At 32.9% G+C, this 20328-nt stretch carries 18 protein-coding genes; 12 read left to right on the top strand and 6 right to left on the bottom strand.

The window, feature by feature from the left end; all coding sequences use genetic code 11:
* The first annotated feature begins 132 nt into the window (after positions 1-132).
* Positions 133-309: a histone H1 gene (locus tag MG290_RS14475; RefSeq protein ID WP_264563256.1), complete on the top strand. Its 177-nt coding sequence runs from the start codon at positions 133-135 to the stop codon at positions 307-309.
* Positions 310-390: 81 nt separating this feature from the next.
* Here the strand turns inward: MG290_RS14475 and MG290_RS14470 are convergent, their stop codons facing one another.
* Positions 391-858, bottom strand: coding sequence for a LexA family protein (locus tag MG290_RS14470; RefSeq protein ID WP_264563257.1), 468 nt, complete (start codon positions 856-858; stop codon positions 391-393).
* The gene (locus MG290_RS14465; RefSeq protein ID WP_264563258.1) at positions 855-2108 is read right to left on the bottom strand and encodes a Y-family DNA polymerase; all 1254 of its coding nucleotides are present in this window, start codon (positions 2106-2108) and stop codon (positions 855-857) included. Before MG290_RS14465 ends, MG290_RS14470 begins: the two co-directional genes overlap by 4 nt.
* A 45-nt stretch (positions 2109-2153) precedes the next feature.
* Here MG290_RS14465 and MG290_RS14460 point away from each other — a divergent pair, with 45 nt between their 5' ends.
* The 8 genes from MG290_RS14460 to MG290_RS14425 all read left to right on the top strand — a co-directional run bounded on the left by MG290_RS14460 (position 2154) and on the right by MG290_RS14425 (position 11217).
* The gene (locus MG290_RS14460) at positions 2154-2609 is read left to right on the top strand and encodes a hypothetical protein (RefSeq protein WP_264563259.1); all 456 of its coding nucleotides are present in this window, start codon (positions 2154-2156) and stop codon (positions 2607-2609) included.
* Positions 2610-2723: 114 nt separating this feature from the next.
* The gene (locus MG290_RS14455) at positions 2724-3179 is read left to right on the top strand and encodes a helix-turn-helix domain-containing protein (protein WP_264563260.1); all 456 of its coding nucleotides are present in this window, start codon (positions 2724-2726) and stop codon (positions 3177-3179) included.
* Entirely contained in the window at positions 3169-3732 is a 564-nt protein-coding gene (locus tag MG290_RS14450) for a PIN domain-containing protein (RefSeq protein ID WP_264563261.1), read from the top strand. The genes MG290_RS14455 and MG290_RS14450 overlap by 11 nt, the downstream gene beginning before the upstream one ends.
* Positions 3733-3857: 125 nt before the next feature.
* Positions 3858-4424 carry a recombinase family protein gene (locus MG290_RS14445; RefSeq protein ID WP_264563262.1) on the top strand — a complete coding sequence of 189 codons (567 nt, stop codon included), beginning with the start codon at positions 3858-3860 and terminating at the stop codon, positions 4422-4424.
* Positions 4425-4665: 241 nt separating this feature from the next.
* Entirely contained in the window at positions 4666-5349 is a 684-nt protein-coding gene (locus MG290_RS14440) for a hypothetical protein (protein ID WP_264563263.1), read from the top strand.
* A 6-nt stretch (positions 5350-5355) separates the two neighbouring features.
* Positions 5356-6903, top strand: coding sequence for a type I restriction-modification system subunit M (locus tag MG290_RS14435; RefSeq protein WP_264563264.1), 1548 nt, complete (start codon positions 5356-5358; stop codon positions 6901-6903).
* Positions 6900-8078: a restriction endonuclease subunit S gene (locus MG290_RS14430; RefSeq protein WP_264563265.1), complete on the top strand. Its 1179-nt coding sequence runs from the start codon at positions 6900-6902 to the stop codon at positions 8076-8078. Before MG290_RS14435 ends, MG290_RS14430 begins: the two co-directional genes overlap by 4 nt.
* 37 nt (positions 8079-8115) lie before the next feature.
* Entirely contained in the window at positions 8116-11217 is a 3102-nt protein-coding gene (locus MG290_RS14425; protein WP_264563266.1) for a type I restriction endonuclease subunit R, read from the top strand.
* Between the two features lie 69 nt (positions 11218-11286).
* On the opposite strand, the gene MG290_RS14420 is transcribed toward MG290_RS14425, so the two are convergent.
* Positions 11287-11463: a hypothetical protein gene (locus tag MG290_RS14420; RefSeq protein WP_264563267.1), complete on the bottom strand. Its 177-nt coding sequence runs from the start codon at positions 11461-11463 to the stop codon at positions 11287-11289.
* Positions 11464-11598: 135 nt separating this feature from the next.
* Entirely contained in the window at positions 11599-11787 is a 189-nt protein-coding gene (locus MG290_RS14415) for a hypothetical protein (RefSeq protein WP_264563268.1), read from the bottom strand.
* Between the two features lie 295 nt (positions 11788-12082).
* Between MG290_RS14415 and MG290_RS14410 the strand changes: the two genes are divergently transcribed.
* Genes MG290_RS14410 through MG290_RS14400 form a run of 3 tightly spaced genes read left to right on the top strand, consistent with a single transcriptional unit; the run spans position 12083 to position 15420 of the window.
* On the top strand, positions 12083-12646 hold the full coding sequence (locus tag MG290_RS14410) for a BfmA/BtgA family mobilization protein (RefSeq protein WP_264563269.1): 564 nt from the start codon (positions 12083-12085) through the stop codon (positions 12644-12646).
* Positions 12646-13791, top strand: coding sequence for a MobB family relaxase (gene mobB / locus MG290_RS14405; RefSeq protein ID WP_264563270.1), 1146 nt, complete (start codon positions 12646-12648; stop codon positions 13789-13791). Before MG290_RS14410 ends, mobB begins: the two co-directional genes overlap by 1 nt.
* A 12-nt stretch (positions 13792-13803) precedes the next feature.
* Positions 13804-15420: a type IV secretory system conjugative DNA transfer family protein gene (locus MG290_RS14400; RefSeq protein ID WP_264563271.1), complete on the top strand. Its 1617-nt coding sequence runs from the start codon at positions 13804-13806 to the stop codon at positions 15418-15420.
* A 479-nt stretch (positions 15421-15899) separates the two neighbouring features.
* On the opposite strand, the gene MG290_RS14395 is transcribed toward MG290_RS14400, so the two are convergent.
* Both MG290_RS14395 and MG290_RS14390 read right to left on the bottom strand, forming a co-directional pair.
* Positions 15900-18173: a multicopper oxidase family protein gene (locus tag MG290_RS14395; RefSeq protein WP_264563272.1), complete on the bottom strand. Its 2274-nt coding sequence runs from the start codon at positions 18171-18173 to the stop codon at positions 15900-15902.
* Positions 18174-18183: 10 nt separating this feature from the next.
* The gene (locus MG290_RS14390; RefSeq protein WP_264563273.1) at positions 18184-20328 is read right to left on the bottom strand and encodes a heavy metal translocating P-type ATPase; all 2145 of its coding nucleotides are present in this window, start codon (positions 20326-20328) and stop codon (positions 18184-18186) included.

The raw sequence follows: 20328 nt of genomic DNA, 5'->3' as shown, positions 1-20328 counted from the left end.
TATTTAAATATTGTTTTATAATTTAGTTTTACTTTTTAATATGATTATGGTAATTTTAAGCATTAAAATATTAATGAAAAGTTCCTCCCTATTACTGTTTCAAATGCTATATTTGTATAAAATAATATTATAATGAAAAATCTTTTAGAACAATTAAACACAGAATTTGAAGCATTCAACTCAGACGCTCAATTACAAATTGAAAAAGAAAATAAATCAGCTGGAACAAGAGCGAGAAAATCATCTTTAGCTTTAGAGAAACTTTTAAAAGAATTTAGAAAGTTATCTTTAGAAGAATCTAAAAAATAATAGAGAAGCCGTGTATCAATGTATACGGCTTTATTTTTTTATTATAACACGATATATATAAATATATACATAGAAATATATTTATATATTTCTTTTCTTTTTATCTCTGATCAAAGCATCTACCACACCTAATATTATTACTTCATCATCTTCATCAATTTTTACGCTTTTTGCGTAATCACTATTCAAAGCCACTATGCGATTATTTGGTTTATCGTATCGTTTTAATGTATATTCGGAGCTATTAATAGAAACTACAATATCATCACCATCTATAGGATAATAGTCGGAACGTATGATGATAATATCGTTTTCTAAATATTCGGGATACATAGATAATCCTTTCACACGATTTACAAATGTACTTTCTACTTTAGACAGATATCGTTCGTCTAAACTGATACGATCACTTAAAAAATCTTCTGCTGGAGAAGGAAAACCTGCACGAACTCCTCCATATACTTGGACATATTTTTTTTCTCCTTCTGCATGGATGGTTAGATTTTCTAATTCAGTTCCAAAATAGGGTGCTTTTTTAAATGTAATCATTGTATTGTAAGTATATCATTCCACTTCGTTGTATAGTTAGGACTTAATAAATCTTGACGCATTTTCCATGTTTTATCTAATGCTTGAGAACCAATTTTTAATTTTTTAACTCCATATTTAAAATTAATTTGATCCATAACATTCATCAATTTTCGATGTTTGGGGTGCTCGTCTTCAAATAAATTGAATTGTTTTTCACTTTCCGGAGTTATTCCACTAACTATAACTCCTGCTTTTTTATAAGCATAACCTTCTTTATAAATAGCATCTAATCCAATTTTTGCATATTTAATAATCTCAATAGATGAATTAGTAGGGAAGGGGATGGTTACATTGATCGATTGATAATACTGTGGCTTATTTTCTTGAAATCGATTCGTAAAAATAAAAACAGTTACAATTTGACAATTGCTGTGCTGGTTTCGTAATTTTTCTGCACAAGTTGCAGCAAAAGTAGCAATGCGCTCTTGTAAATAGGCTTTATCTTCATAGGTTTTATCAAAAGATCTTGTCGTAGCAATATTCTTTTTTGTTTTTACATCTTCAAGTTCCATAGCAGATATGCCTTCTAATTCCTTTTTTAGTCGTAAACCAACTACAGTAAATTCCTTTCGGACATATTCATCAGGAAGATTTGTAAAATCTAATGCTTTATTTACTCCTTTTGCCTTTAATTTTTTAGCAAATTGTCTACCAATACCCCATACATCTTCAATAGCTAACCAACGCAAAGCTTTTATTCGTTTTTCTTCGGAATCTATAGCATAAACACCTTCTAATTGCGGATATTTTTTAGCTATTTTATTGGCTACTTTAGTTAATGCTTTTGTGGGGGCAATTCCAATACACGTTGGAATTAAAGTGTTTTTAAGCACTTCTTTCCGTATCTCTTTTGCATACGATACTAAATCATAATTTTCAAATCCCTTGAATTGTAAAAAGCTTTCATCTATCGAATAAACTTCTAAATCAGGTGTATATTTTCTAAGGATTCGAGTTACACGGTTACTCATATCGCCATACAGAGCGTAGTTTGATGAAAATACATTTACATTATTATCTTGAAATAACTTTTTGTATTCAAAAGCGGGTGCTCCCATTGGAATACCTAATGCTTTGGCTTCATTAGAACGTGCAACAACACAGCCATCATTGTTGCTTAACACAACAATTGGCTTATGCCGTAATTGAGGATTAAACACCCTTTCACAGCTTGCGTAAAAATTATTACAATCTACTAAAGCATACATCCTGCAAAATTATTAAATTAGTAAATGTGCTAAAGTTAAATTATTATGATGCCAAGAAACGTCGTTTGTTTATCGTTAGATTTAGGAAATTCATTAGAACCTGAGCATATATCTAACATTGAGATTGTAGCAAAAAATTTAGAAGATTTTAATAATCGTTTTCAAACAGATTTTTATCTTTTTTATGATACGGATGGATATACTTTTGAAATCCCCGAACAATTTATAATTAATGACTTATTAAATTGGTTTGTTGAAGGTATTGGCAAATTATTAGCTTTTTCATATTCCCCAACTCGGGACAGTTATTTTGATTTAAATTCTTATTTAAATGATCGCAAAACAGAGTTAAACTTTTTACATAGTTTTGAAATGTATAACAATTATCGTCAACGTTATATTGATTATGCCCCATTAGGATTTTTAGAAGAGGACTCGTACTTTTTTATAAAAGAAAATCTTACTAATTTGATATTAGACTATTCCCGGAATTTTAATTGATAAGGCTAATTCTGCAAGTTTTTTAATTTTATTAGGCGAAGTATAAAATTATTTATTTCGTTTATTTTGTTTGTTTCGTTTATTTCGTTTAATTTTGTGTAAAACAATTTAACTATGGAAGCATTAGATTATATAAAAAGACCCACTAAGAAAGAACAACGAGTGGCTATTGAATCTTATTCAGCACTTTCTTCAATTTTATCACAATTGAAGAAAGATGATACTGAAATAGAAATCGAAGAAACAAACGACAGAATTAAAATACCTTTTAAAGCTTTAAAACTTTTAAGTGAAATTTTAAAGTCAATGAGTGAAGGAAATCCAATTTCTATTGTACCTATTGCAACGGAAGTCACTACTCAAAAAGCAGCTGAAATATTGGGTTGTTCAAGGCCTCATTTAGTTAAACTTTTAGAACAAGGCGAAATTGATTTTACAATGGTTGGAAGACATCGTCGTATTTTATTTGAAGATGTAATCAAATATAAAAACGAAATGAAGCAAAAACAGAAAAAGCATATCATTGATATTATGAACTTTGATGATGAAATAGGTTTATATGATTCATAGTGTTCGATACAAAGCAGTTCTTGATACCAATGTAATATTTCCTATCGTGATTAGAGATTTATTATTTTGGTTTGCTCATTATGATTTATATACCCCAAAATGGAGTAAAATCATTTTTGATGAATGGAAATCTGTAATGATTCGAAAGGGAGTAGAATCTTCACAAGCAGAGAAGCGGATAAACATAGCAAATTTGGCATTTCCCGATGCTTTAGTATTAAATTATGAAGGTTTAATTGATACTTTAAGTTTACCTGATAAAGATGATAGACATGTATTAGCAGCTGCTATTAAAGTCAATGCCAATATTATTGTAACTAATAACTTGAAAGATTTTCCAGATGATTATTTAGACTCTTTTGGATTGAAGGCAGTTTGTGCGGATGATTTTCTTACGGATATCATTGATTTAAATCCAAAAATAGCCCTTCAAGCTTTTAAAGATTTGGTATTAAATCGCAAAAACCCGGCAATGGATGAATTTCAAGTATTAGAAAGTTTTAGAAAAAATGGATTAAATCAAACAGCAGATTATTTACATGCTTTATTGTAATTAATGATACCAAAAATCGACCGTTTTATGGAACTACTTTTTAGTAGTTCTTTTTTTATTTTCATTAGTGTTATTTATCGTTATTTTTAGTAGTTTCGTATAGTAACGTTTTATAGTACTATTTTATGACAATTGGATATGCGAGGGTATCAACAAAGGATCAAAATTTACAAAATCAGATAGATTTACTCAACCAACACAAATGTGAAAAGATATTCTCAGATGTTGCTAGTGGAGTGAAAGAAGATCGTAAAGGGTTATTAGAACTTTTAGAGTTTGCTCGACCTGGTGATACTATTTTAGTATATAAAAATGATCGTATTTTTCGCTCGCTTAAAAATATGGTGGATTTGATTGAAACCTTCAATCAAAAGAAGATTCATTTCAAATCTATAACAGAACCCGAATTTGATACGCAGTCAGCTAATGGTAAATTTTTGCTTCAGATATTTAGTGCTGTAGCAGAGTTTGAACGTAACCTAATCAGCGAACGAACCAAACACGGTTTAGAAGGAGCAAGAAGGCGGAATGAAACGTTAGGTAGACCTAAAGGTATTTCTAAAGAAACTTTAGAAAAATACCAGTACGCAAAGCACCTTTACGATAATAAAAAACTAAGTATTGAAAAGGCTTGTAAACAAGCTGGAATAAGTAAAACTACTTTTTATAGAGTGGAGAGGAGTGGTATATAAATATATGTATATATATATAATCAAAACGCTGTCTCATTTGTTGCTTGCAAAGTTTTTTTATTTTCAAGACATCTTTACTATAATAAACGACAATGCATTTATATCGTTTGTTTCCAAGCAAGAATAAGTAAAATTATCGTTTTATAGGGTTGAAAATAGAAATTCAAATTTAAAAGACAATTAATGACGCTCTAATGTTTTATTTTTAATATCAATATAATATTTAGAAACATAAGGTAAAATGGAAATATCAAAAGAAACTGAAAAAAAATTAAAAGAAATTGTTGAAAAAACATTATCAGAAGTTACTACTGAAATGAAGGATTTGAATGAAATATTAAAGTTAATAGAAATAAAAGATAAAATTGATAATATAGATGAGAATCTTAAAGATTTAGCAAGCTATCGATTACTGATTGGTATTTTAACTGCGGATCTTTGTAGTGTAATTTTGATGCATTTAAAGGCAGGTTTAAAATATGAAACACTATATCTAGCAAGACAAATGATTGTTAATGTTAATGAAGGATTTAAACTTATATATGGATTTATTACTCAAAATATAAAAGGTGAACTAGTTGTTACTAATCGCAACAATTCACTTTGGATTAAAGATATAGGTAGCTTAATAAAAAACAATTTTCCAGATTATGAAAAAAAGTATTCACTTATAACAGAACAGTTAAATGCTTTTTCTGAAAAAGACTTTATTAAATTAAAATCAAAAAATTATAGATGTTTATCCGTTCATTATGATAAAGAAACAATAAAAGTTTATGATATGCTTCTAGAATTAGATACAGAAGAGGTCCTTAATGTAACTATTGACTTTTTAGAAATTATAAAACAAATGTTTGGTTTTACAAAAGAATTACTTAATAGTCATAATGTTAAAACAATTGATATACTTACCAAAAACACGTAAAAACACATGACAAATACAGCCCAAAGAGCAGAATTACAAGCTAAAATCTGGAAAATCGCCAACGAAGTACGTGGCTCAGTAGACGGATGGGATTTCAAACACTTTGTGTTAGGAACTTTATTCTATCGTTTCATAAGTGAGAATTTCACGAATTATATAGAAGGCGGTGACGAAAGTGTAAACTATGCAAAATTAACAGACGACATCATCACACCAGAAATCAAAGACGATGCTATTAGAACAAAAGGATATTTCATTTATCCAAGTCAATTGTTTTGTAATGTAGTCGATAAAGCACACAAAAATTCAAATTTAAATACAGACCTAAAAGCGATATTCACAGATATTGAAAACTCAGCGAATGGATACGAGTCTGAACAAGATATCAAAGGATTATTCGCAGATTTTGATACAACAAGTACACGTTTAGGAAATACCGTAGAAGATAAAAACAAACGTTTAGCGGCAATCTTAAAAGGAGTTGCTGAACTAAACTTTGGTAGTTTCGAGGATAGTCAAATCGACTTATTTGGGGATGCGTACGAATTTTTAATTTCTAACTATGCAGCAAATGCAGGGAAATCGGGTGGTGAATTCTTTACACCTCAAAATGTATCGAAATTGATTGCGCAATTAGCGATGCACAAACAAACTACGGTGAACAAAATCTACGATCCTGCCGCTGGTTCGGGTTCTTTGTTATTACAAGCTAAAAAACACTTTGATAACCATATTATTGAGGATGGATTCTTTGGGCAAGAAATCAATCATACGACATACAACTTAGCGCGTATGAATATGTTTTTGCACAATGTCAATTACGATAAATTCAACATCCAATTAGGAGATACATTAACCGATCCTCATTTTATTGACGATAAACCATTCGATGCCATTGTATCTAATCCACCTTATTCGGTAAATTGGGTTGGTTCGGACGATCCAACGTTAATAAACGACGATCGTTTTGCACCTGCTGGGGTATTAGCACCAAAATCAAAAGCAGATTTTGCCTTTGTCTTACATGCCCTTAATTATTTATCAAGCAAAGGACGTGCAGCTATTGTATGTTTCCCTGGTATTTTCTACCGTGGTGGAGCAGAACAAAAAATCAGAAAATACTTGGTAGATAACAACTTTGTAGAAACAGTGATTAGCATACCTGCAAATTTATTCTTTGGGACTTCGATTGGGGTAAACATCTTAGTGTTGTCAAAGCACAAATCTGAGAATACCACACAATTTATCGATGCAACAGGGGAAGATTTCTTCAAGAAAGTAACCAATAACAACATGTTAGAAGATGTGCACATCGAGAAGATCATGCAGTTATTTGATTCGAAAGAAAATGTAGAACATGTTGCTGTAACGGTTGATAATGCAAAAATCGCAGAAAACGACTACAACCTTTCGGTAAGTTCGTATATAGAAGCAGTAGATACACGCGAAGTGATAGACATAAAAGTCTTAAATACCGAGCTAACAGAAACTGTAAACAACATTACAACCTTACGTACAGCAATTGATAACCTAATTAAAGAAATCGAAGGATGAGCAAATTAGACGAGTTATTACAAGGAGTTGATATTGAGTGGTTGCCTTTGGATGATATTGCTAGCTTTAGAAGAGGCTCTTTTCCTCAACCATATGGAAATAGTGAATGGTATGATGGAGAAGAATCTATGCCTTTCGTTCAGGTTAATGATGTTGGGTTTAATATGAAACTTGTTGAAAAAACTAAAAACAGGATTTCTAAAAAAGCTCAACCAAAAAGTATTTTTGTACCTGAAAATACAGTAATAGTTACTTTACAAGGTAGTATAGGTCGAGTAGCTATAACACAATATGATTCGTATGTAGACAGAACGTTAGCAATATTTGAAAAATATAAAAAAGAAATAGATATAAAATATTTTGCTTATCAGCTTGAAGCTAAATTTAATATTGAAAAAGATAGAGCAAGAGGTAATATTATAAAGACAATTACAAAAGAGGATTTCAAAAAATTTCAAATCCCAATCCCTTGCCCTGATAATCCAGAAAAATCTCTTGAAATCCAACAAGAAATTGTTCGTGTTTTAGATGATTTAACTTCTTTAACCAACCAATTAACAACCGAATTAGAAACCGAACGCCAAAGCCGTAAAAAACAATTCGAGTTCTTTCGTGAGCAGTTGTTTAGATTTGAGGAGGGTGAAGCAGAATGGAAAGAAATTAAAGATATATTTAGCATTAAAAGAGGCAAAAGACTTATAAAGAGTGAATTATTAAATATAGGAAAATATGCTGTTTTTCAAAATAGTATGAAACCTTTAGGATTTTATAATGAATATAATGTAAAATCTGATACAACATTTATCATTAGCGCAGGTTCAGCGGGTGAAATTGGTTTTAGTAATAATGATTTTTGGGCAGCAGATGATGTTTATTATTTTATCTCACCGAAAAACATTATTAATAAATTTCTATTTTATTTTCTTTTGAATAATAAATATAAAATTCAAAAAAAAGTGAGACGTTCTAGTGTTCCACGTTTATCTAGAGATAGTTTTGAGAAAATTTTATTTCCAATTCCCTCACTAGAAGAACAAGAACGCATTGTAAAACTCTTAGATCAATTCGATGCAACACATACAGCTATTGAAGAAGAGATTTCAAAAGAAATCAAACTAAGAACTCAACAATACGAATATTACCGAGAAAAGTTATTAAGCTTTCCTCAAAACTAAATCATTCATCCATTAACAGCTACTAGAATAACATAAGATGTACAAGACTATCGCAGAATCCAACAATTACATTGTATTGGACAAATACACCAAATTCTACGAATTAAATGAGGCTCCAGTGGCTTATCAATCAGAAGCTGCCTTAGAAAAAGAATTCATCCAAGATTTAATTAATCTGGGATACGAGAATCCGACTCATCTCAAATCAACGGAAGCTATGTTAGTCAATGTGCGTACACAATTACAAGCATTGAATAATATGGTATTTACCGATAACGAATGGGCGCGTTTCCTTGTAGAATATTTAGATAAACCAAGTGATAGTTTAGTCGATAAATCGCGTAAACTTCACGATAACCACATCTACGATTTTGTATTTGATGATGGACACATTCAAAACATCTATTTAGTCGATAAAGATAATATTACGCGTAATAAAGTACAGGTTATCTCACAGGTCGAACAAACAGGTTCGCACGCCAATCGTTACGATGTAACGATTTTGGTCAACGGATTACCGATGATTCAAGTAGAGCTGAAGAAACGTGGCGTAGCCATTCGCGAAGCGTTTAATCAAGTCTATCGTTATTCCAAAGAGAGCTTTAATTCAGATAATTCGCTATTCAAATACTTGCAGTTGTTTGTAATTTCGAATGGAACAGATACACGTTATTTTGCCAATACCGTTACGCGTAACAAAAACAGTTACGATTTCACGATGAATTGGGCAAAAGCAGATAATACCTTAATCAAAGATTTAAAGGATTTTACAGCAACTTTTTTTCAAAAAAACACGTTATTAAATGTCTTACTAACGTATACGGTTTTAGACATCAAAGATACATTATTGGTGATGCGACCTTATCAGATAGCAGCAACCGAACGTATTTTATGGAAAATTAAAAGTGCTTATCAAACCAAAAAATGGTCATCTTTAGAAAGTGGTGGGTACATTTGGCATACTACCGGTTCAGGGAAAACCTTAACCAGTTTCAAAGCTGCTCGTTTAGCGACTAAATTAGATTTTATCGATAAAGTATTTTTCGTGGTAGACCGTAAGGATTTAGACTTTCAGACCATGAAGGAATACCAAAAATTTTCGCCTGATAGTGTCAACGGTTCAAACAGTACAGCAGGTTTAAAACGAAATATCGAAAAAGACGACAACAAAATTATTGTCACAACCATTCAGAAGTTAAACAACTTAATGAAGGGGGATCAAGAGTTGGATATTTACAATAAACAAGTTGTTTTCATATTTGATGAAGCTCACCGTTCACAATTTGGTGAAGCGCAAAAAAACCTAAAAAAGAAATTCAAAAAATATTACCAATTCGGATTTACAGGAACACCAATTTTCCCTGAAAATGCCTTAGGTGCAGAAACCACAGCAAGTGTTTTTGGTTCAGAATTACACGCGTATGTCATTACAGATGCCATCAGAGATGAAAAGGTTTTAAAATTCAAGGTGGATTATCATAATGTAAAACCTCAATTCAAAGGCGTTGAAACGGAAGTTGATGAAAAGAAATTAAGTGGAGAAGATGCAAAAAAAGCATTCTTACATCCTGCGCGTATCAGCGAAATTTCAAAATACATCTTACAGAATTACCGCATTAAAACACACCGTACAAAAGGTGGAAATAACGGTTTCAATGCGATGTTTGCTGTGAGTAGCGTAGAAGCGGCTAAATTATATTACGAAGAATTAAACCGTCAGCAAATAGACAGTGAAAAACCGTTGAAGATTGCGACGATCTTTTCTTTTGCAGCAAACGAAGAACAATCTGCGATTGGAGAAATCATAGACGAATCATTCGAGCCTTCTGCATTAAACAGTACAGCAAAAGAATTCTTAACGAAAGCCATCAACGATTACAATAAAATGTTCAAGACAAGTTATGGTGTGGATAGCGATGAATTCCAGAATTATTACCGTGATCTATCAGAACGAGTAAAAAACAAAGAAATCGACTTATTAATTGTTGTCGGTATGTTTTTAACTGGATTTGACGCACCAAAATTAAATACGTTATTCGTTGATAAAAACTTACGTTACCATGGTTTAATTCAAGCATTTTCTCGTACCAATCGTATCTTAGATGCAACGAAATCTTTTGGAAATATTGTTACGTTCCGCGATTTGGAACAAGCAACGATTGATGCCATCACATTATTTGGAAATAAAAACACGAAAAATGTTGTTTTAGAGAAAAGCTACAAAGAATATTTAGAAGGTTTTACCGACGCTTTAACAGGTGATACACGTAGAGGATTTATTGAAGTAGTTAACGAATTAAATACAAAATTCCCAAATCCAGATACAATTGAAAAGGAGAAGGATAAAAAGGAGTTTACAAAATTATTCGGAGAATACTTACGCGTTGAAAATATCTTACAAAACTACGATGAATTCACAAGTCTAAAAGCCTTACAAAGCATTGACCAAAGCGATGCGACTGCTGTAGAAGAATTCAAAGAAATGTACCATGTTTCGGACGATGATTTAGCTGTGATGCAAAAGATTCAGTTGTTACCACAACGTGTAGAACAAGACTATCGTTCGACGTATAATGATATTCGTGATTGGTTAAGAAAGGAGAAAGAAGGTAAACAACCAGAAGATGGTGGAATCGATTGGGATGATGTGGTTTTTGAAATTGATTTATTAAAATCTCAGGAAATTAATTTGGATTATATCTTAGAATTAATCTTCGAGCATAACAAAAAAACAAAAAACAAAGCCGAATTAGTTGAAGAAATAAGTCGAGTAATTCGTGCAAGTATTGGGAATAGAGGAAAAGAATCTTTAGTAGTCGATTTCATCAACGATACAGATTTAGATACCATTCCTGATAAAGCAACGGTTATTGATTCGTTCTTTAAATATGCACAAGTCAAACAAAAAGAAGAAGCTACTGAATTAATCGTAGAGGAAAACTTAAACGAAGAAGCGACAAAACGCTACATCGAATCTTCTTTAAAACGAGAATACGCAAGTTCTAACGGTACAGAATTAAATGCCATTTTACCAAAAATGAGTCCTTTAAATCCTCAATATCTTACGAAAAAGCAAACTGTTTTTCAAAAAATAAGTGCCTTTATTGATAAGTTTAAGGGAGTGGGAGGTAGATTATAATTTCATTAATTATAACTAAAATCTTAATTAAAATAGAACAGCTTTCCATTATGGAAAGCTGTTTTTTATTTACATAAACTCCAAAATTTCTTTCTTCATTTTTACAGGAAACTTGACATTATTTTCTTTCAAAAGATTTCTATCTATTGCCTCAATTTCTTTAATGATAGCACTCAATTTTTCATCATTCTGTTTCTCTAATTCCAATTGAATTTTGTACAATCTCATAGAGAGTTCCTTCACCATTTTTTCTTATATAGTTTTTTAATTTAAATTGAAATATTACTTCATTTAAATATATCAATTTAATCTCAATTCCTTTTCGGACTTTATATCAACCAAAAAAACAAAAAATGCTTTCCAAACTGGAAAGCATTTTTATTATAGAAAATCAAGAATTTCCTTCTTCATTTTTGTTGAAAATTTTAAATTATTTTCTTTCAAAAGATCCTTGTCAATGGATTCAATTTCTTTGATAAGCGGTTTTAAATTTTCATCATTTAAGGCTTCTAATTGTGTTTGAACTTTGTACAATCTCAATGAAATTTTCTTTACATTTTTTTCTTCCATAGCTAAAAAAAAATTTAATGTTATTTAAAATGATTTCTAAAATTACAAAATTTTACTGTTTGATACAATTGTTTTTCTTATTGAAATAACGTATTGTAATATATGTTCAATTTGGGATTAAAGTTAAAGTGTATGTTTAGCGAGAGGATACGGGGCAAAATTGCCCCGTAAATAATAATGTATTGAAAATCAATAAAATAACATACACTTTAAATTAATTTGTAAACAAATATGTAATAAAATTTGCTTATTAGGTTGAAAATTAATAATTTAACTGTATTAAAATCTGTAACTTATGTCTAATGTTGTTCGTATTGATGTTTCTACAAAGTTAAAGCTTGATCAGTTAAAAGAAAATTATAGCATCAAAACTTTTGCGGAAGTTGTAGAAAAAATGACTTCTTTTATTATAGATAATAACTTCGATTTGAATCGAAATTATACTGAAGACTGGCACAATGTAATTGAAAAATCGAATGACAAAACGTTGAAAAGAATCGAAGATGTAATTCGAATTATTCGTAATATCGAGAAGGAATCTGTTATACCAATTCGAAACCAAGTTTATGATATGTATCACAATAACGATGCGCATTTTAAAGCTGATGTTATAGATGAAGTTAAGAAAGATTTGGAAGTAAATGGCGCTACTGAATCTGATATTGAAAAATATAAAATTGAATTAGCACAGATTAAAAAAAGTCGTGATTTATATTTCAATGAATTGAATAATTTACGTCCATTGGTTAACGAGATTTTAAATTCTCTTTCTACGAAATCTGGATTAATGGGTTCAAAAGTTGAAACAACTATTTCTCCCGAAAGATTAAATGAATTAAAACAATTAATCAATAAATAATGTATATCAATTTTACTCCACATAAAGCAAACGTGAACAATTCAAACGCTTCTTCTTGTGCGAATATATTTGAATATTTAGAAAAAGAAGAGCAAGGATTTGTTCAAGATGAATCAATTTTCAAAGATGAAAATAATGATTCTATTGGTTTTTTTGATCAACAAAACATCAATATTTCTAAAGATACAGTAATTGAAAATATTGATAATAATAGAGGTAAAAGAGGGATTAAAGAATCAAACTTTTACATGATCAATATTTCACCTTCTTATTTAGAACAAAAGCATATTTTAAAAAGAATTGATCAATTTTTAGAAGAGAAAAATTTTAAAATTTCTGAGAAAGAATTAGCAAATGTACGAGATGTTATGATGCGTGATATGCTGATGAATTATAGTAGAGAAGTTATGAAAGAATATGCTAAAAATTTTGATCGTGAAATTAATGGAGAGAAAATTACTGATGAAAATTTAATGTATTATGGTCGAGTTGAAACGCAACGTACCTATAATTTTAAAGACAGACATGTTGTAGAGAATAAAAAAATATTAAAAAAAATTGAGAATACAAAAGATGTAAATCAATTAAAAAAATTGCATGAATCTTTACAAAAAGATTATTTCTCTGGAGAAGTAATCAAAGAAGGTGTGGCCAAAGGCGGAGTAAATTATCATGTGCATATTGTTGTTTCTCGACATGATAGAACGAATGATCCTCGCAGTAAAATAAGTTTGTCACCAATGAGTAAATATCGTGAGCAAAACTCGCAACTCAATAATCAAAAGAATAAAACAATAGGTTTTAACCGAGATGCTTTTTTTCAAAATGCTGAAAAAACTTTTGATGATTTATTTAATTACAATCGAGATTATTCTAAATCTTATGAAGCAATGAAAAAAAATGCAAATACCAAAGGAGTCCGAGAAAATAAAAAAAATGGTATTGCAAACAATGTAAAAAGAGAACTAAGTAGATATGTAGGAATACCTATTTCAAATCCATCACATATATTTAAAATGCAGCTGTCACAAAATTTAGGTGTGAATATTCCATCGCATCTTAGTATACCAACTAACCCAGCACAGCTAACACTTAAAGTTGCCAAAACAGTAGCTAAAACTATTGAAAAAGGTTACGGAATGTAAATTACTATTGTTATGAATTTATTTAGTGAATTAACTACCGAAAACAAATTAATCGTTTTAGTAATGATCGCAGTTTCATTACTTGGTTTTATTTCCCTTTTTCGCAAAGGGATGATAAGTCGGATTATTGGAATCTTGATTACGATTGGAATTGTAAGTCTGTACTTTTATTTTTTTAAAGGAAATAATCTGTTTATCGGTTTATTATTAGTACCGCCTTTTATTATTGGATTATTGACTTCATTCTTTAAATCAAAACCAAAAGAACCAGACCTTAGAGAAGTTCATTTTCCTTCAAATCGAAAAAATATTTTTATTCCTAATGTGAATACGGGAGTGTTTATCGTGGCAGGTGCAGGATCTGGAAAAACAGAAAGTCCTATTTATTATTTAATGAAACATTTCGCTGAACATCAATTTACAGGAGTAATCTATGATTATAAAAATGGAGAACTTTCTGAAATTGCTTTCGGACTTTTTGGCGATCGTTTAAAACCAATTGCATTACATAATGTGAATTATTCTTATCGAATCAATCCTATTGCTCCACAGTATATCGAAAACGAAGTAGATATTGAAAATATATCAAAATCTATTTTAGTGAATCTGAAAGGCAAGGATGAAAAGGAGGATTTCTTTTATTCGGCTGGTGCAGGATTATTTGCGGCCATTATTTTGAAACTTCGCACGTATCACCCAGATATGTGTACTTTACCACATGCAGTAGCGTTTTTTTTAAGTTTAGAAGAGTTATTGAATGCACAGGATGAAGATAACCCACAACCTTTCAAACCATTAGTAGATTGGTTAAAAACCGACCCAAGAGTTATGAGCCAGGCATCTGCCTTTTTAATGGGAATACAATCTACCCGACAAACAGCTGCCGTACTAGCTTCATTAGCTTCTTTATTACGGAAGATTGTCAATCTTGAATCCTTTTATATTTTATCTGGGAATGAAATTGATTTGAATGTCAACGATCCTGAGATTGATATTGTACTGTCGGTTATCAATGAACCTAAAAATGCGACCTCTTTAACGCCACTTTTGGCGGCTATATTACAAACCACAACTTCCCAGATGATGCAGAGAAATAGAAAGCAGAGTTTTGTTTTATTAGATGAAGCACCTACAGTTAAACTACTAAACATGGCAAAAATTCCTGCTACCATGCGAAGTTTTGGAGTAAGTACCGTGTATGCTATCCAAGATATTTCACAAGGTTACGTGCAGTATGGTCGTGATGATTTTCGTGAAATCACCTCCAATTTAGGAACTCAGATCTTGGGTAAATCAAATGATCCGGATACAGCGAAATTTAACGAACAATACTTTGAACTCGTAAAGGAAAAGCAAGTTTCTAAAAATTTAAAAGGAGGATCTGACTTATTTGGTTCTACCAATTCTCGAACCATATCTCAACGAGAGGTTTCTAAAGTCCGGGCGTATGAATTTACGCAATTTAAAGTAGGGCAATTTGCTTTTATTAGTGGTGGCAAATCACAAGTGATACAATTCAAGAAGGCAGCTATTAATAAACCTCAATTAAACCGAGTACGAACGGTTTCTAAGGAAGATTTAGAATTGCATTTTCAAAAGATATTTGATGATGTGAGAACGTTGTTTTAAGATTAAAATAAAAAAAGCAGTAATCGTAAAATTACTGCTGGTATATCTTAAAGCTGCACTTCGAAAACTCCATAATACTTTATTAGCTTCCTACGGTTTAACTCATTAGTATAATTTATTTTGGTATTCGTTGAATATTATTTCGTTAAAAGGGGTTTACTTCACATTTTAATTATTTGTTTTGGTGATCAGTGATTTTCAATTCATTTCTTGTCTTCCAGACAAGACGACTCGACCAAAGGGATAGAGCGAAGCTAAAGCTTACCCGCTGGTGTTCTGTTTGCCAGTCTTTGCAAACTATTGTCAGTATTGAGTTTTTGTTTCATTGTCAGGTCGGTTGTGTGTTGCATTTTGCGTTTTTTACTTTTTTAAAGGATCGGGAATTTTTTAAAATAATCTTGTCTTGAGTCGGCTTTGCAAGCTCTTTGCCAAAGCGTTGGCTAGTGTGGCTTTGGCAATATGCTTGCAATTGCAGAACTTTAATAATTCAATGATAGTCCAACTCCAAAGCCCATATCGCTGTCATAATGTGTTCGTATTCCCATATTTTTATTGATAATGTATTTTAGTTCAGCCATATATTCAAAATCGGTATTGACCATAAAACCTGCTCTTATTCTTTTTGAAATCGGAATGTCTTCACGCATCAAAGACAATCGGACAATTCCATCATGATATACTTCTGCCTGAAAGTTAACGAGCATTGGCAGGGTGTATATAAAACCTAAACTAACAGCTCTGCGTGTATCTTTTTCATTCTTTTGTCCGAATAAGTTTGTTTCGTGTTCGTCCATTCCCATTTTTCGGTATCGGTAATCAAAACCAATAAACGGCATAAACCATTGCATTTTGCCGATGTATCTTCCCAAATGCGTTTCTACTTCGTAGCCGTGAATATCATTGTAGCCCAACCGCCATTCTGTACCCAAACTCCATCTTGCATTTTGAACCATTGCTTCACCATCATTCCCATTGGTTGCAAAATCATTTTCAATCATAAAGTGCAGCATATTACTTTCTCTTTGCAATTTATTGTAGGATTGTTTCTTGTTGGGTAAGTGTGGATTTAGATAGTCATCAACTGCAAAAACTCTATTCATTCCGCTCATCATATGGTATAAGATATGGCAGTGAAAAAACCAATCGCCTTCTTCATTTGCTAAAAACTCGATAGTGTCCGTTTCCATTGGCATAATATCCAACACATTTTTGAGAGGCGAATATTCCCCCTTGCTGTTAATTACCCTGAAATCAAAACCGTGTAAGTGCATCGGGTGACGCATCATAGAGTTGTTATAAATGGTAATACGCAGTATTTCTCCTTTTTTCACTGGTATTTTATCCACTTCCGAAAGTATTCTATTATCCATACTCCACACATAACGGTTCATATTTCCGGTAAGCGTAAATTTTAGATTTTTTACAGGCGCATCTTTGGGAAGTGTGGTATTGTAAGGAGATTGGAGCATGGCATAATTTAAGGTCTCAATATCTCCCAACGCATTTGCATTATAACGGTTGGGGTCATTATCCATATTCATACCGTCGTGCTTACTGTGGTCTTCTTTTTTGCCTGCTTCGCCAGTAATCTCCGGATACATCACTACATTCATATCCATTTGGTTCAGGCTCATATTCATACCCATATCGTCAAGGTCGCCATTCATCTTCATCATATCATTCATCATTTTCATCCCTTCAAAATATTTCAATTTCGGAAGTGGAGAAATGAGTTGTTTGATGCCGTTGCCAATAAAATAACTTGCTGATTGTGTTCTGTCTTCGGTGGTTGCTAAAAATTCGTAAGCAACACCGTCATCAGGAATGGTAACAACAATATCATAAGTTTCAGAAACCGCAATAATTAGTCTGTCGACTTCCACAGGTTCTACATCATTGCCATCATTGGCAACTACGGTAATTTTACCGCCTGCATACCGCAACCAGAAATAGGACGAAGCTCCACCATTGGAAACTCTTAATCTTACTTTGTCACCTGCTTTCAAGGTTTTTCCGTCAACCGTTTTTAAATCGGTTGTGTGATTTCCGTTGAGTAGAATTTTATCATAATACACATCACTTACGTCCATCGCCAACATTCGCTTCCATTCATTAGTCAGTTTGGTTTTAAAATGCCCTTCCCGAATAGCTTCTGCGTATGACTGTGTTGCATTTTTTTTAATGGCTGCCCAATCGTTGGCATTGTGCAACATTCGGTTGATATTATTGGGATTATAATTTGTCCATTCACTTATCATCAGGGGAACGGTTGGTAAATCATCGATGCCTTTTCTAAAAGTTGGGTCGTTTTGCTTTTTTAGCATCACAAAATTGCCATACATACCAATTTGCTCTTGTAAACCCGAATGGGAATGATACCAATGTGTTCCGTGTTGGATTATTGGAAAACGATAGGTATAAGTTGTACCGGGTTCAATAGGTTTTTGTGTAAGCCAGGGCACTCCATCTTCTTTATTTGGCAAAAATACTCCGTGCCAATGTAGTGATGTACTTTCTTTTAGCTGATTGTGTACCACAATTTCAGCAGTATCACCCTCGGTGAAAGTGAGCGTAGGCATCGGGATTTGCCCGTTCACCGCAATCGCTCTTTTTTCTTTTCCGGCATAGTTTACCAAAGTGTCTTTTACATATAAATCGTATCGCACTACTTTTTGTGCGTAAAGAGAGGTTGTTGCCAAGAGCATCAGTGCTATCGGCAACAGCTTTTTTTGAAAAATATTTTGTATATCCATTTCAGAATTTTCATTTATTAATTTTTAAAAGGCTTGCATTTATGGCAACCACAATTGTACTTACGCTCATCAAAACCGCACCCATTGCAGGACTTAAAACGAAATTCGGATAAAGCACGCCTGCTGCAAGCGGAATGGCAATAACGTTGTAGCCAACTGCCCAAAGGAGATTTTGAACCATCTTTTTATATGTCCGTTTACCAAAGCTAATCATTTTTACCACATCTCTTGGGTCGCTGTTTACCAAAATAATATCGGCTGTTTCGGCTGCAACATCTGTTCCTGAACCAACTGCAATACCTACATCTGCCTGTGCCAGTGCAGGTGCATCGTTCACGCCATCTCCGGTCATCGCAATCACTTCACCTTTGGTTTGATACTCCTTTACTTTTTCCTGCTTTTCGTGAGGCAGTACATTGGCGATATAACCGTCCATTCCTAATTGTTCAGAAACCGCTTTTGCAATTTTTTCATTGTCGCCTGTAAGCAGAATGGATTTGATATTCATCTTTCTTAACTCGTCAATGGCTTCTTGTGAACCCTCACGAATACTGTCAGCCAACGTGATAATCCCTATTACTTCACCGTCAATAAAAACATAGTTGACTGTTTCAATGCTTTGATTGATTTCTTTTGGCGTTTCAGGCTCTGTAAGATTGTTTTGTTTGAAATAATTAGGTCCTGCCGCTACTATTTCCTTTCCGTTTACTATTGCTTTTACACCTATACCTGCCATATAGCTGAAATTCTCCGACTTCCATAGTTCAAGGTTTTTTTCTTTTAGAGTTTTCAAAATACCTTTTGCAATGTGGTGTTCGGAATATTGCTGAACGGCTGCTGCATATTGTATCATTTCATCGGCAGCATATTTATCGGTTAATGGGATAACTTTTTCCACTGCGTGAGAACCTTTGGTAAGCGTTCCTGTCTTGTCGAAAATAATCGTGGATAGTTTTCGTGTGGTTTCAAAAGCGTTACGGTTGCGAATGAGCAAGCCATTAGTAGCAGAAAGCGTGGTAGAAATAGCAACAACCAACGGTATAGCTACACCCAAAGCGTGTGGACAAGCCGTAACCATTACCGTAACCATTCGTTCCAAAGCAATCGCAATATCTCCGCTACTACTAAACCAATAAATAAAGGTGATAACCCCAACCGCAATTGCAATATAAGTGAGCCATTTGGCTACTTTATCGGCAAGGTTTTGCGTATTGGATTTTGCTGCCTGTGCATCCTGAACTAAATTGATTACCTTATTGAGATAACTGTCTTTGCCCACTCCGGTTGCCGTAACCCGTAAAGCACCTTCGCCATTGATGGAACCTGCAATTACTTTTCCTTCCTTTTCTTTTTTCACCGGAACGCTTTCGCCTGTGAGCATACTTTCGTTCACATAAGAAACCCCTTCGACAATTGTTCCGTCTGCAGGAATTTTTTCACCGGGTTTGATGATAATGGTTTCACCGTTTTTTAGGTCTTCGAGTTTCATTTTCAAAGCTTCTCCGTGTCGTTCCACAGTAACATCGTTTGGTAACAGAGCGACTAAAGACTGTAAGGCTTTTGAAGCTGCCATAGTAGAACGCATTTCCAGCCAATGCCCCAAAAGCATAATAACGATAAGGGTTGCCAATTCCCAAAAGAAATCCATACCTTTCAATCCCAGTGCCACGGCTACAGAATAAACATAAGCGACAGTAATAGCGATGGCTACCAAGGTCATCATTCCGATGGTTTTGGCTTTGATTTCGCCTACCATACCTTTCAGGAAAGGCATTCCGCCATAGATGTAAATAATAGTTCCCAATGTCAGCAGTACATATTTATCTCCCGGAAAAGCGATAGTAAAACCGAACCAATGCTGTATCATTTCGGATAAGAGCAAAATGGGAATGGTAATGATTAAACTGACCCAAAAACGTTTCAGGAAATCGTGGGTATGATGCCCTTCATGTTTGTCGTAACCACTATCGGAATTATGATTATGGTTTTCACTATGATGCGAATGTTCTTTGCGGTCGGGATGTTGGTGTTCGTGATGACTGTGAACTTCTTTTTTTGCTTCACCCATCGGAACTAAATCCATTCCGCAAAGTGGACATTTCCCCGGTTCGTCTTTTAGCACCTGTGGGTGCATAGGACACGTATATTTCTTCAT

Source organism: Flavobacterium sp. CBA20B-1 (genome assembly GCF_028473145.1).
In the GTDB taxonomy this organism is placed as follows: Bacteria; Bacteroidota; Bacteroidia; order Flavobacteriales; family Flavobacteriaceae; genus Flavobacterium.
Note: the sequence above shows the minus strand (reverse complement) of the source record. Positions and strands in the feature narration are given on the sequence as shown.